Genomic DNA, 13,589 nt, shown 5'->3' on the forward strand with positions numbered 1-13,589 from the left:
CGATGAATGACGCCAAGTCGACGGGGGCGCGGATCCCGCTGGTCTCCATCCTGGTGCCCGCGTTCAACCACGAGCGCTTCGTGGAACGCTGCCTGGACAGCGTGCTGGAAGATCCGTATCCGTGCAAAGAGATCGTGATCATCGATGACGGTTCCACCGACGACACGGGCCGACGCATCGCCGCCTGGATCGCCAGGCATGGCAACGAGGTGCCGGTGGAGTACGTGCGCCGCGCCAACAAGGGCGTGGCGGCCACGCTCAACGAGCTGGCGGCGCGGGCGCGTGGGGAATTCCTGCGACTGGGCGCCAGCGACGATTACCTGCTGCCAGGCGGGCTCGATGCGCAGGTCGACTACCTGCTGGCGCATCCCGACAAGTGGGCGGTGATCGGCGATTCGGAAGTGGTGGACCAGGACGGCCATCGCCTGTACGACAGCGGCATGCGCGACCTGCACCATGCGGACAAGGCGCTGTATCGCAGTGCCGAGGGCATCCGCCGCGCGGTGATCACGCAATGGGCCGTCGGCGGGCCGGTGACCCTGGTGCGTCGCCGTGCGCTGGAAACCGTGGCCGGCTGGAGCGAGACGCTGCGCATCGACGACTGGGATTTCTTCCTGCGCCTGGCCGCGCACGATGCGATCGGCTTCATCGATTGCAATGTGTGCGCCTACCGCATCCACGGCGGCAACCTCAGCCGCACGCGCGACGTGCGTACGCGCATCCACAACCTGATGGAGGCGCGCGACGTGGCGATCCGCCGCTCGGCGATGTTCGAGGAGCCGTACCGCACCCTGCTGCTGGCGCAGTCGCATCACATGGGCGCCAAGATCGCCTTCCTCGAGCGGCGGGTGTGGGCCGTGGGCTTGCACATGGCGGGCTACGCCTTGCTGATGCTGAGGTCGCGCACGCGCAGCCGCTGGCCGCACCACCAGTTGGAGCGCGCATGAAACAGCTGCTGCGCCTGCCGGCGTTCTACCTGAGCATGCCGCTGCTGCTGACCTGCGGCCTGACCCTGCTCAGCTACGATCTGCCGCCGGACTATCTGCAGGGCATCCTGCTGCTGGCGGTGATGGCCATCGCCATCTTCGCGTTCGATGCGGTGGCCGGCATACGCCTGCCGCGCAGCACCGTGTTCCGCCATCGTGATTATGTCGGCACCCGCGACGCCCTGATCGCGCTGCTGTTTGCCGGCCTGATCGTGGTGTTCTGTCTGCTCGATCTCACCTTGTTCCCGATCCCGCTGTTCTCCACGCCCTCGTCCTACGCCAACATGGAGGGCGGCCGCGACCATATCCGCCACGTGTCGGACATGTGCTGGGTGCTGCCGCCAATCGGCCTGCTGTGTGCACGCAGCAAGTGGCTGCGCGTGGCGCTGGTGGTGGCGGGTTTGCTGTTTCCGGTGCTGGTGATCGATCGCAATCGCATCTTTGCCGCGCTGTTCGCGATGGCCCTGGTGATCCTGTTCCGTCGCGACGATGCGCGTCCGTTGCCCTGGAAGACCGTGGCGGTGTTGGCGGTGGGCGGGGCGGTGGTGTTTTCGGTGCTGGGCATCCTGCGTTCGGGCACGCTCGACTACGTGACGCTGCCCTTCAGCGACCTGTACAAGGCCTCGCCACAAGGCGTGAAGTGGTTGTTGCTGTACGCCAGCGCGGGGCCGTACAACTTCGGCTCCATCCTCGCCAAGCACTACACGGACAGCCATTTCCTGATCAACCAGCTGGTGCCGATGTCCGGCTCGATCGCCACGGCCGGCACGGGCATACCGCTGGATGCCGCGAACATCAATGTCGGTACGGAGTTCTTTCCGTTCCTGATGGCGTTCGGCCCCGTCGGCGCGGTAGGTTCGATCATCGCGCTGTATGCGCTGCTGCTGTGGAGCGTGCGCCGGCTGCAGCCCACCGTACCGCTGTTCGGCTGGCTGATCTTTCTGCGTGTGTCCTATACCTGCCTGATGGCGCCGTTCGCGCCGCAGGCGTTCACCTGGACCAATGCCGGTTTCATTGTGCTGTGCCTGCTGATGCAGCTGATCGCCGCGCTGTTGCCGAACCGTCGGCAGGGCCGCCCCCAACACCCCTATGCCCACGCGCTGTCGAGCGTGGTCCCGCCCTCTCTTCCATGAGTCACGCCACCATGCAAAACGATGAAGTCTACGTATTGGATCTCTGGCACATCCTGGCGCGCGAGTGGGCGTGGTTCCTGGCCGGCCTGCTGGTGGTGCTGCTGGCGGTGTTTGCCTATACGCACACGGCTCGGCGGCAGTGGGAAGCCACGGCGTTCATCCAGATCGGGCAGGTGCCGGCGCTGCAAGGCACCGATCCCAAGGTGGAACCGCTGGCGCGCGTGCTTGAACGCCTTCAGCTGGTGCCGTTCCAGAATCATGTGCTGGCCAATCTCGGCATCAAGGACGATGCGCCGGAAGCGAAGCTGTATCGCAAGAGCGTGAAACTCGATCCCTTGCCCTATGCGGGACCCCTGGTGAAGTTCAGCGTGCGCGGCTGGTCGCCGGAGCAGGCACGCCAGTTCGCCGAGGCCACCGTGGCGGAGCTGCAGGTGGTGCACCAGGCCTTGATGGCCAAGCCGCTGGCGCTGACCCAGGCGCGCCTGGAACAGGTGACGGCGGACTTGAAGGCGGCTGAGGCCGAACGCAGCCAGCTGTTGCAGGCGGCCACGCCGGTCGGTACCCGTGACAAGGACGCGCAGGGCGCGGGCGTCGCCTCGATGCTGTTGACGGCCACCGATGCGCAGATCCGCGAGCTGCGCCAGACCCAGGGCGAGCTCAACGTTCGCCTGGCCCATAACTTCACCTACCAGACCTCGTTGATGTGGCCGGTCTATGTGCCACAGGGGCCGGCGTCTCCGAATCTCGCACTGATCTGGGGCATGGGCGTGCTGTTTGGCCTGTCGCTGGGCGCATTGGCTGCGATTGTGCGCAATGCGCTGCGTCGCGCGCATGTCGCCACCGTCTCATTCAACCAAACGCACGCCTGAGGGCACCTACAACGGACCGCATGCGCGGCCGCATCGATCAACCTGTAAATACTGTTGGAATCAGCCATGGAACAAGCGAGCCGGCGCCCCTTGGAGGCCACCTTGAACGAGGCGCAGCTGCTGGACACGCAGCGCGCCTTCGACAGCGTGGCTGCCGACTATGACGGGCCGCGCGGCAACAATGAGCTGATCCAGCGCATGCGCGTCACGCTGTGGAACACCGTCAGCCGCGAAGTGCCCGCCAACGGCCAACTGCTCGACATCGGCTGCGGCACCGGCATCGATGCGCTCGAATTCGCCGGCCGCGGATACCAGGTGGTGGCCACCGACTGGTCGCCGGCGATGGTGGGCCGCACGCGTTCGCGCGCCGCCGTGGCGGGCCTGGAATCGCATGTCGAGGCCAGGCATCTTGGCGTGCAGCAGCTGGACCAGCTGCAGGAGGAGTTCGACGGCATCTACTCCAATTTCGGTCCGCTCAATTGCGCGCCCGACCTGCACGCGGTGGCCGAACAGTGCGCCCGGCTGCTCAAGCCCGGCGGGAAACTGATCTTCTCGGTGATCGGCCGCATCTGCCCGTGGGAAATGGGGCACTACGCCATGCGTGGACGCTTCCGCCGGGCCAGTGTGCGCGGTACGCGCGGGCCTGCCGCGGTGGGCATGAACAAGCATACGATCTGGACCTACTACTACCTGCCGCGCGAGTTCTATCGGGCGTTCGCCGATCTGTTCACGCTGGACGACTATCGCGCGCTCAGCCTGTTCATGCCGCCGCCCTACCTGGTGGACTACTACCGCCGCCGCAAGCCCTGGTACGAAAAGCTGGGCCGTCTGGACGATCGCCTCGGTGCGCTGCCCTTGCTGCGCGACATGGGCGATCACTTCCTCATCGTGATGCGCAAGCGCTGACGCCATGGACGCCTGGTTCGCCCGAACCCATGCCAGTCTCTGCGGAGCGGCATGCGTCGTGCCCGAAGGCATCACGCGGGAGCCACTGCGGATACGCGGCAGCCGCATCGATGCCTCGGTGCCGGCCTGGGCGCACCGCATCGACCTGCGCGATCACCTGATCTTTCCCGGCCTGATCAATGCGCACGAACACCTGCAGGTGAATGCGGTGCCGCCGCTGGCGGGCACGCAGGTGTTTCCCAACAGCTATGCGTGGATCGAGGCGTTCCAGTCGCACTTCAGCGATGCGGCGGTGTTGGCGGCCTTGCGCGTGCCCAAGGCATTGCGCCTGCGTCACGGCGCACTGAAGAACCTGCTGGCCGGCACCACCTGCGTGGCGCACCACGATCCCTGGCACGAGGCGCTGGACGCCGCGGATTTTCCGGTGGCGCTGCTGCGCGACTACGGCTGGAGCTACGCACTGGGCTGGAGCTCGTATGGTCCGCCGGTGCAGCAGAGCTTCGCGCAGACGCCGGTAGACCGGCCCTGGATGATCCACCTTGCCGAAGGCAGCGATGCCACGGCGCAGGCCGAACTGGCCGAGCTGGACGAGCTGGGCTGCCTGGCCGCGCACAGCGTGCTGGTGCACGGCGTGGGCATGCGCGAGCAGGATATCGATCGGGTGATCGAACGCGGCGCCGGCGTGGTGTGGTGTCCCACCAGCAATCAACGTCTGCTCGGCTGCACGCTGGATCCGCGCCGGCTGGCCGAGGCAGGGCGTCTGGCGTTGGGCACCGATTCGCGGCTCAGCGGTTCGCGCGACCTGCTGGAAGAACTGCGCGCTGCATCGACGCACGGCGAGTTGACTTCGCAACAGCTGCTGGGGCTGGTGTCCACCGATGCATCGCGACTGCTGCGCCTGCCATGGCACGGCAGCCTGCAGGCCGGCGCGCATGCCGACCTGCTGATCGTGGAAGACCGCGGCGGCGATCCGCAGGCTGCGCTGCTGGCGCTGGAGCGCAGCGACATCCGTGCGGTGGTGCGCGACGGGCGGCCGCGCATCGCCGATACCGACTTTGCCGACTGGTTTGCGGTGGCGGGCGTGGAGACGGTGTCGGTGCTGCTGGATGGCCGCCCGAAGTTGCTGGCCAAGGCGCTGGCCGATCCTGAGCTGCTGGCGCTGGAGCCGGGGCTCGAACTTGCCACGGTGCGCCACGCGCCGATCAACGTTCTGACCGTCGAGGCGCGCTGCTGATGTTGCACCACACTCCCATCCTCGATCCGTCCGACGCCTACGCGCTATGGGCGCCCAGCTATCCGGCACGCGCGCACAACCCGGTGATGCTCGCCGAGGAGCGCGCCATGCTCAGCCTGCTGCCGCAGGATTTCAGTGGGCGTAACGTGCTCGATGCCGGCTGCGGCACCGGACGCTATATGCGGCATGCGGTGCAACGCGGCGCTGCGCGCGTGGTCGGCGTGGACCTGTCGCCCGATATGCTGATGCGTGCGCACGACGAACTGGGCAACGTGCGTCGACGCGCCTCGATCGAACTGATGCAGGGCAGCCTGGACCGAATGCCGGTCACCGACGCCTGGGCCGACCTGACCATCTGCGGGCTGGCCGTGGGGCATGTCGAGCAACTGGAGCCGGTGCTGGCCGAACTGTGCCGCGTCACCCAGCCGGGCGGCATGGTCTTGTGCAGCGACGTGCATCCGATTGGCCACGCGCTGGGCTGGTTGCGCGATTTCAAGGCCGACGGCCGCCGCTATGCCGTACGCCACACGGCGCATCTGTACAGCCACTGGCATGTCGCCTGCGCGCGGCTGGGGCTGGATATCGGCTGCGTGCTCGAACCCATGCTCGATCCCACCGATATCCCGCCGGGTGCGCATTTCGACCGCGCGGCGCTCGAGGTGCCGGTCGCCCTTATTTTCCAGTTGTGGCGCAAGCCATGATCAACGCAACGACTCGTCCGCCCATGAACCACGCGCCGCACACGCTGTTGATCAACCCGACCATCACGTCGCCTTCCAGCGCGCGGTTTCCGTTGTCGTTGCTGCATTTGTCGAGTTCGCTCGACCGTGCGGGCAGCAGTCGCATCATCGATGGCAACGTGGAGCGCGACTTCGTCCAGCAGACCCTGCACGCGCTCGATGAAGGCCAATGCACGGCGGTCGGCATCAGCGTGATGGGCGGTCCGCAGATCGAGCCCGCCATCGCGGTTTCGCGCGCGATCCGCGATCATCGACCCGACGTACCGATCGTGTGGGGCGGCTATTTTCCCACGCTCTACACCGAGACCGCGCTGCGGGCGCCGTACGTGGATTACGCCATACGCGGGCAGGGCGAGGACAGCCTGCCGGAACTGGTCGCCGCCTTGCATGCGGGCGACGCGGACAAGCTCTCGACGATCAACGGCCTGTCGTGGCTGAAGGACGGCGAGTTGGTGAACAACGCGAGTCGTCCGTTCTCGCGCAACGGACCGCCGACGGTGCTGCCTTACGACAAGCTCGGCGATCCGAGACGCTATCTGGCGCGCACGTTCCTCGGTCGTCGCACCGCCGCGCATCAGGCCTCGGTAGGTTGCCGGTTTCGCTGCACGTTCTGCGGCGTGGCGGCGATGTTCGGCGGCGCCACCGCGCTGCCGCCACTGGCGCGCCTGGAACGCGACCTCAAATATCTGAAGTACGAGCTGGGCGCCGATTCCATCCAGTACTTCGACCACAACTTCTTCGACCGCGAGCAGGACATGTTTCCGCTGCTGGAAATCATGGCGCGCTATGAGCTGCCGTGGTGGTGCTATGCGCGCGCCGATGCCTTGCTCAATCTGTCCGACAGCACCTGGAAGCTGGTACGCAAGAGTCGCCTGCGCATGGCCTATATCGGTGCGGAGTCGGCCAGCCCGGCCATGCTCAAGGAAATCCGCAAGGGCACGCGGCCGGACCAGACGCTGGCGGTGGCCGAGCTGTGCCGGCGCCACGGGGTGATCCCGGAATTGTCTTTCATGGTGGCGCCGCCGGAGAATTCGGAAGAGGAAACCGAACACACCTTCGAGTTCATCCGCGAACTCAAGCGCGTCAATCCGCAATCGGAAATCATCGTCTACGTCTACACGCCGCTGCCGGAAAGCAGCAAGCATGAGAAGGATCGCGGCAAGCGCGCCTCCACGCCGCTGCTCGATCGCCATGGCGAGCCGCTGGTGTTTCCCGCGACACCGGAGGAGTGGACGCAAAAGCAGTGGGTGGACTACGCCTGCCATGCGGATGCGCCGTGGGTGAGCGACAAGCTGCGTCAGCGCATCCATGATTTTGTCACCGTGCTGCGTTGCCGCTATCCGACCGTGCAGGACCTGCGTTCACCGACCTGGGCCAAGCGCACGCTGTCCGCGGCGGCCTCGTGGCGCTACCGGATGCGTCGCTACGACCGGCCGTGGGAGCTGAATCTGGCCAACCGCCTGGTGCGCCTGCGCATGCCTCAAGTGTCGGGGCTCTGACCCGTGCCCTTGCATGTCGCGCAGATCAACTTCTTTCCTGCACCGGTGGACCTTATGCCGGCCGACATCCTCCAAGCCTGGCCGTCGCTGGTGGACATTGCCGAGATCGCCGCGAGTGCAGGCACGCGGGTCAGCGTGGTTCAGCTGGCGGCGCACGCGCAGAGTTTTCAGCGCCATGGCGTCGACTATCACTTCGTCGCCGGCCACAACGGGAACGCTGCCGATCGCATCAGGCGCATCGCGCAGTTGCTTGGCGAACTGAAGGTCGACGTGGTGCATGTGCACAGCCTGGGCGCGGCCGGCGATGCATACGCCTTGTCGCGCGAGCTGCCACAGCTGCCGATCCTGTTGCAGGATCACGCCGATCGCATGCCGCCGCGCTGGCGTCGGCTGCGCTGGCGGCGCTGGTATGCCGCCGCGGCGGGCGTCGCCTTCACCGCGCCGGAACTCGCGCGCCCCTATGTGACGGCCGGGCTGTTGAGCTCGTCGCAGCGCTTGTTCGTGATACCCGAGTCCACCAGCCGCTTCACACCGGGCAGTCGTGCCCAGGCGCGAACCGAGACAGGTCTGCACGGTGATCCCTGCGTGGTGTGGGTCGGGCATCTGCAGACGGGCAAGGATCCCTTGACGGTGCTCGATGGCATCGCCGCGGCATCGACCCGGCTGCCTGGCCTGCAGCTGTGGTGCGCGTTCGGCAGTGCGCCATTGCTGGCGCAGGTGCAGCGGCGCATCGATGGCGACGCACGCCTGTCGGGGCGCGTGCACCTGCTGGGCAAAGTGCCTCACGAGCAGGTGCAGTCGTTGATGCGCGCTGCCGATATCTACGTCTCGGGCAGCCATGCGGAAAGCTGCGGTTACGCCGTGCTGGAGGCCCTGGCCTGCGGCGCGACGCCGGTAGTGACCAACATCCCTTCGTTTCGCGCCCTGGTGGGCGAGGTGGGCGAGCTATGGCCGCGTGGCGACGCCAAGGCCTTGACCAGCGCCTTGTTGCGCAGCGCCACGCTGCGTCCATCGCCCGCCGAAGTGCGCCGTCATTTCGACCAGAGTCTGTCACTGCAGGCGGTGGGTCGCCGCTGGGCCGATGCGTATGCGCAGCTGCATGCGGGGCGACGCGGAGGCGCGGCATGAAACTGGCGCTGGTGGTTCCCGGTGGCGTCGATCGCAGCGGCGAGTTCCGCGTGATCCCGGTGCTGCTGGCCTTGATTCGCAGGCTGGCCTGCGAGCATGAGGTGCATGTGTTCGCCTTGCGGCAGGAAGCGTCGGCCGACTGCTGGCATCTGGCTGGTGCGCATATCCACAATATCGGCGACGGCTGGTCGCGCCTGCGCGCGATCCAGGCCATACGCAACGAGCATCGCCGCGCGCCGTTCGACCTGGTGCAGGCGATTTTCTCCGGTTCATGCAGTTTCGTGGCGGTGGCCGCGGCGCTGTTGCTGCGCCTGCCCAGTTTCGTGCACATCGCCGGTGGCGAGCTGGTGGCCTTGCACGACATCGGCTATGGCGGCCGCCAGCGCTTGAAAGGGCGCATACGCGAGGCGCTGGTGCTGCGCAGTGCGGATGCCGTGACGGCGGCGAGCGTGCCCATCATCGACTCGCTGCAGGCGCTGGGCCTGAGCGCCCGCCGCGTACCGCTGGGCGTCGATCTGCGCGCCTGGCCGCCGTTGCCGCCGCGCTGCCGCCGCACCGGTCGCGCGCGCCTGATCCATGTGGCAAGCCTCAATCGCGTCAAGGACCAATCGACCCTGTTGCGGGCGCTGACCGTGCTGGCCGAATCAGGTGTGGACTTCCAGATGGATATCGTGGGCGTGGATACGCTCGATGGCGAGATCCAGCGTCTGGCCCGCGAACTGCGGCTCAACGGCCATGTGCACTTCCACGGCTTCAAGACGCAGCGCGAGTTGCGGCCGATGATGGAAGCGGCCGACGTGCTGGTGATGTCCTCGCGTCATGAGGCCGGCCCGCTGGTCTTGCTGGAAGCGGCGGTGATGGGTTTGCCTACCGTCGGCACCGCCGTGGGTCATTTGGCGGAATGGTCGCCGAGCGCCGCACTGGCCGTGCCGGTGGGCGACTGGAAGGCGCTGGCCGAATCGATCCGGCAGGTATTGGCCGACGACGAGCTGCGCCTGCGATTGGCGGTAGCCGCGCAGCGCCGTGCCATCACCGAAGACGCGGACTACACCGCCCGCGCGTTCGAGGCGCTCTACCTGCAGGTGCTGACGGCCGGTTCCGGGCGCTGAGCCCACGTGGTGGTGGTCTGCGCCAGCGCGGCGCGCACCACGTACATGGTGTCCATGCGCGGCACCGATCGGGTCAGCAGGGTGACGATGCGGCTGAGCTGGCGCGACTTCACCCATGGCGAGCCCTGCAGCCACAGCTGGGTGCGGATCATGTCGTCGCGCTCCTGCTTCGCCTCCTTGGAGGGGCGGATGCGGTTGAACATATAGTGGCCTGCTTCGCGCAGCGAGCGCACCCATTCCAGACCCGGCCATGCATGCAGCCACAGTTCCGAGCACGACACCTGGGTCAGCGTGTGGTGGCGCGAGACGCTGCGCAGCAGGGCATGGCAGTCGAACTCCAATTCATAGAGCAGGGCAGCGGGCACCGCGCCCTGGTAGTAGCGCGAGACCAGCTGCAGCGGCGGCAGGGCCCACCATGGCGCGTCGCCGTTGTCGTGATCCCACAGGACATGCCAGTCGTTGCGCAGCATGCGCGAGGCCAGCAGCGAGATGTCGTTGAGATGGATCAGGCGCAGCGTACGACTGCAGATATTGCCGGCGGCATGCAGCAACAGATGGCACATCAACGCGCCCAGCGAGGGATAGGGCTGGATGCCCGGCACCGGGTGGCGTGGATAGATGCGATCGGTGATGTCGACCGTCGCCACCGGCATGCGTTCCTGGATCCGCGTATGCAGCTCGATATTGATCGGCGTGTCGCGATGCTCGCCCAGTCCTACCGTCGGCTGACCGTTGACCGGTTTGTAGACGCGGTGCTTCCAGCAGGCATACGACTGCAGGTAACCCAGCGCCTCCAGCAGAGCACCGGCGCGATCGGCATCGGTGTCGCTCACCAGCAGATCGATATCTGCCATCGGCCGTTCGCCCGGTGAGTAGACCCCAAGCGCATGCAAGGCCGAGCCCTTCAGCGCGACCAGCGCGATGCCCGCGTCTCGCGCAGCGGCATCGATCCGTTTGAGCAAGGCAGCGATGCGTTGATGGCGTAGCGCCACGTGTTCGTATTGGCTCTCGGTGAAACGGGTCCATCCCGGGTTCTGCCAGCGTGGCTGGATCGAGAACAGCGGCGCCACGCCGTGCGCAGCGGCTACCGCGGTGGCCAGCTGCCATTCGAGTTCGGTCCAGCCCGGCGTTTCGCCGCTGGGGTGGGCCAGCTCCGCAGCCAGCTTCTCGGTGGTGTGCTGCAGACCGGATTTGATGATGTCCAGCGGTGGCATCGAGGCGGACATGGCGGAGGCATCACACATGACAGGTCGTTCGCGGCCGCAGCGTGATCTCCGCGGCGCCGGTGCGGTGCACCGCCTCGGTGGCGACCAATGCGTCCCAGCGCGCGTCGAGCGCATGCGCTGCGGTGCGATGACGATCGGCCTGGCCCACCACTTTCCATTGCTGCACGATCACCTGTTCGTGCAGCAGGTCGCGCACGTGCCGGTAGAATTCCGAGTCATAGGCGCCCTGGAACATCATGGCGAGATCGTCGCTGTCCTGCCAATGCGTCTTCTCGCCGAGCTGCGCCTTCACCTGTTCGTAGAAGCGCGTGCCGGGCAGGGGATAGGACACGCTTACGCCGATGTCGTCGGGCGCGGCGCGGGTGATCAGATCGCGCGTCGCCATCAGATCCTCGAGCTGCTCGCCGAGATAGCCCAGCTGGATGAAGTAACCGACGCGGATGCCTGCCTTGCCGAGTCGCTCGCGCGCCGTGATCAGTTCCTCGACCTTGGTGCCCTTGTTCATGTGATCGAGCACGCGCTGGCTGCCGCTCTCGGCGCCGATCCATGCCTCCTTGCAGCCGGCGTGGCTCAGCGCGGCGGTCATGCGCTCGCTCATCAGGTCCGCGCGAGTCTGGATGGTGAAGGGAATGGAGCCGTTGGACGCATTCACGTGCTGCGCAAACGCTTCCACCCAATCCACATGGAAACCAAAGATGTCGTCGGCCAGCCAGATGTGGTCGGCCTGGAAGGTGTGCTTGAGGTAACTCATCTCCGCGGCCACGTCTTCGGCGGTGCGGCGGTTGTAGTGATTGCCCCAGATCGGTTTGGCGCACCAGTTGCAGCGGAACGGGCATCCGCGCGACGCCGCCATGTTGAGGCTGAAGTAGCCGTGGCGTTCCTTCCACAGTGTGCGGTAACGCTCGATGTCGACCAGGTCCCAGGCAGGGTGGCCGACGATGCGCGGATCGGGCGGCACGGCGCCGACGCGGGTCAGTTGCAATTGACCGCCGCTGCGCGAGGCGACGCCAGGAAGATTGGCCACCCACTCCTGCGTGCGAATCGACGGATCTTTGTCGAGGCGATTGATCAGTTCGATCAGGGGCGCGATGCCTTCGCCGATCAGCACCGCGTCGGCGCCTGCAGCAAGAAAGGCTTCCGGTTGATCGGACGCATCGGAGCCGGCCACGATCACGCGGGCGCCTTGGGCATGCGCCATGGCGATCATCTCGCATGCCGCATCGCGCATGCGGCCAAGACACATCTTGGTCAGGTAATTGAAGTTGTCTTCATAGATGACAACCAGCTTGGGCGACGCGGCGCGCAAGGACGTGTCGAACTCGTCCACACCTTCGGCGAGCATGGAGTCGAACAGCGAAACCTCGTGGCCCATGCGTCGCAACAGAGCGGCGACATGCAGGGTCGCGAGCGGCGGATACGGCTTGCCACGCTCCCATTGCTTGCGGTCGAACCGCAGGAAGTAGGAGTGGCCGACCTGAATCGTTAGCATCTTGGAAGAGCCTCAATAGGTGAGCCAGTCCCACGGCAGACCGACGGCGCGGTCTCCTGCGTTCAAAGCTCGTCGCAGGTGAGTGCCGGGCAGGGACGCGGGGGTTGCGGGCTGTTTCGAAAATATTTCGATGTCGCCGCGTGAAGGCTTGTGCTATCACAGCGCCGCAACCTAGGTGAATGACTCGATGGCCGCGACCCTGGACCTCCTGACGGGCGACCTCAGCCCCGACCCCTTCCTTGAACGCATGCCTGAACGGTATGCGATGGACGTCCATGTGCTGGGCGGCCATTTTCATTTCAGCAGTGACAGCGCCGCCTTGATGGAGGTGGTGGCGATGGCCTATGCGGGCCTGCCGGCGCACACGCTGCCGATGGCGTCACCGGGCTTTCACGTCGAGCTGCGACTCGCGCCGGCCGGTGCCGAGCCATCGGCGCAGGAACCTCCGCCGGTGCGCATGCAGTCGGGTGCCGGTTTCCTGTGCGGCGTGATGGACGCGAGCAACTATGCGGTGCTGTTTCCCGAGCAGCGCCGCGCGCTGGTGGTGGCTTCGGCGGACCAGCTGGTGCGCCCCTATCACCTGCGTTATGAGCTGATCGAATTCGCCGTGTTCACCTTGGCCACGCGTGCGCTGTCGCTGGCGCCGCTGCACGGCGCCTGCGTGGGCTGGCATGGGAGGGCAGCATTGGTGATGGGCGCCAGCGGCGCAGGCAAGTCCACGCTGGCCCTGCACAGCCTGCTGCGCGGCATGGACTTCCTATCCGAGGATGCGGTGTTCGTGCATCCGGCCAGCGGGAAGGTCACCGGTGTCGCCAATTACCTGCACGTGCAGGCGGACGCCCTGCGTTTCGTCGACGATCAGCGCCTGCGCGACTGGATCGAGCAGTCGCCCGTCATCCGTCGCCGCAGCGGCGTGGAGAAGTTCGAGGTGGACCTGCGTCACGGGCACGGTCAGCTGGCGCCAGAGCCCTTGGAACTGGCCTGCGTGGTGTTCGCCTCCCCTCGTCTGGCCGACGATCCGCAGGCGCTCGTGCAAGCCATGCCCGATCACGAGATCGAAAGCCGCCTGCGCGCCGAGCAGCCCTACGCCGCGTCGCAGCCAGGGTGGGACGCGTTCGTCAGCGCCATCCGGCAGCGCGGAGCCTACGAGCTTCGGCGCGGCCGCCATCCCGGCGACTCGGTCGACGCCTTGATGCGGCTGCTGGACTGAGCAAACCGTCGCGCCATGCAACCTTCCGCGCTCCGCCGCGCACCCATGGGCATGGGAGCT

12 protein-coding genes are annotated in these 13,589 nt (G+C 66.6%); 10 read left to right on the forward strand and 2 right to left on the reverse strand.

All coding sequences use genetic code 11. From position 1 onward, the window contains the following. The first annotated feature begins 2 nt into the window (after positions 1–2). From Y882_RS13805 to Y882_RS13845, 9 genes are read left to right on the forward strand one after another with little or no spacing between them, the layout of a single operon-like run. Complete coding sequence (locus Y882_RS13805) at positions 3–947, forward strand: glycosyltransferase (protein WP_046972514.1); 945 nt, start codon at positions 3–5, stop codon at positions 945–947. Further along, a complete protein-coding gene (locus Y882_RS13810; protein WP_046972515.1) occupies positions 944–2,119 on the forward strand; it encodes a hypothetical protein in 1,176 nt (391 codons plus the stop codon). Before Y882_RS13805 ends, Y882_RS13810 begins: the two co-directional genes overlap by 4 nt. An 11-nt stretch (positions 2,120–2,130) precedes the next feature. Further along, positions 2,131–2,988, forward strand: coding sequence for a GumC domain-containing protein (locus Y882_RS13815; protein WP_046972516.1), 858 nt, complete (start codon positions 2,131–2,133; stop codon positions 2,986–2,988). Positions 2,989–3,042: 54 nt separating this feature from the next. Then, positions 3,043–3,894: a class I SAM-dependent methyltransferase gene (locus Y882_RS13820; protein ID WP_425479461.1), complete on the forward strand. Its 852-nt coding sequence runs from the start codon at positions 3,043–3,045 to the stop codon at positions 3,892–3,894. A gap of 4 nt (positions 3,895–3,898) precedes the next feature. Then, positions 3,899–5,128, forward strand: a complete 1,230-nt coding sequence (locus tag Y882_RS13825) for an amidohydrolase family protein (protein WP_046972518.1) — start codon at positions 3,899–3,901, stop codon at positions 5,126–5,128. Beyond that, positions 5,128–5,829 (forward strand): class I SAM-dependent methyltransferase, encoded by a 702-nt coding sequence (locus Y882_RS13830; RefSeq protein ID WP_046972519.1) that lies wholly within the window; start codon positions 5,128–5,130, stop codon positions 5,827–5,829. The genes Y882_RS13825 and Y882_RS13830 overlap by 1 nt, the downstream gene beginning before the upstream one ends. Positions 5,830–5,852: 23 nt before the next feature. After that, positions 5,853–7,367 (forward strand): B12-binding domain-containing radical SAM protein, encoded by a 1,515-nt coding sequence (locus Y882_RS13835; RefSeq protein WP_046972520.1) that lies wholly within the window; start codon positions 5,853–5,855, stop codon positions 7,365–7,367. A 54-nt stretch (positions 7,368–7,421) separates the two neighbouring features. Next, positions 7,422–8,495 (forward strand): glycosyltransferase family 4 protein, encoded by a 1,074-nt coding sequence (locus Y882_RS13840; protein ID WP_211259184.1) that lies wholly within the window; start codon positions 7,422–7,424, stop codon positions 8,493–8,495. Further along, positions 8,492–9,604, forward strand: a complete 1,113-nt coding sequence (locus tag Y882_RS13845; protein WP_046972522.1) for a glycosyltransferase family 4 protein — start codon at positions 8,492–8,494, stop codon at positions 9,602–9,604. Before Y882_RS13840 ends, Y882_RS13845 begins: the two co-directional genes overlap by 4 nt. Here Y882_RS13845 and Y882_RS13850 read toward each other — a convergent pair. Next, complete coding sequence (locus tag Y882_RS13850; protein ID WP_046972595.1) at positions 9,568–10,818, reverse strand: nucleotidyltransferase family protein; 1,251 nt, start codon at positions 10,816–10,818, stop codon at positions 9,568–9,570. The genes Y882_RS13845 and Y882_RS13850 overlap by 37 nt on opposite strands. A 22-nt stretch (positions 10,819–10,840) precedes the next feature. After that, positions 10,841–12,319: a B12-binding domain-containing radical SAM protein gene (locus tag Y882_RS13855; protein ID WP_046972523.1), complete on the reverse strand. Its 1,479-nt coding sequence runs from the start codon at positions 12,317–12,319 to the stop codon at positions 10,841–10,843. A gap of 187 nt (positions 12,320–12,506) precedes the next feature. Between Y882_RS13855 and Y882_RS13860 the strand changes: the two genes are divergently transcribed. Beyond that, positions 12,507–13,529 carry a phosphoenolpyruvate carboxykinase (ATP) gene (locus Y882_RS13860; RefSeq protein WP_046972524.1) on the forward strand — a complete coding sequence of 341 codons (1,023 nt, stop codon included), beginning with the start codon at positions 12,507–12,509 and terminating at the stop codon, positions 13,527–13,529. Positions 13,530–13,589: the final 60 nt, after the last annotated feature.

The sequence above is a fragment of the Dyella japonica DSM 16301 genome, assembly GCF_001010355.1.
Lineage (GTDB): Bacteria > Pseudomonadota > Gammaproteobacteria > Xanthomonadales > Rhodanobacteraceae > Dyella > Dyella japonica.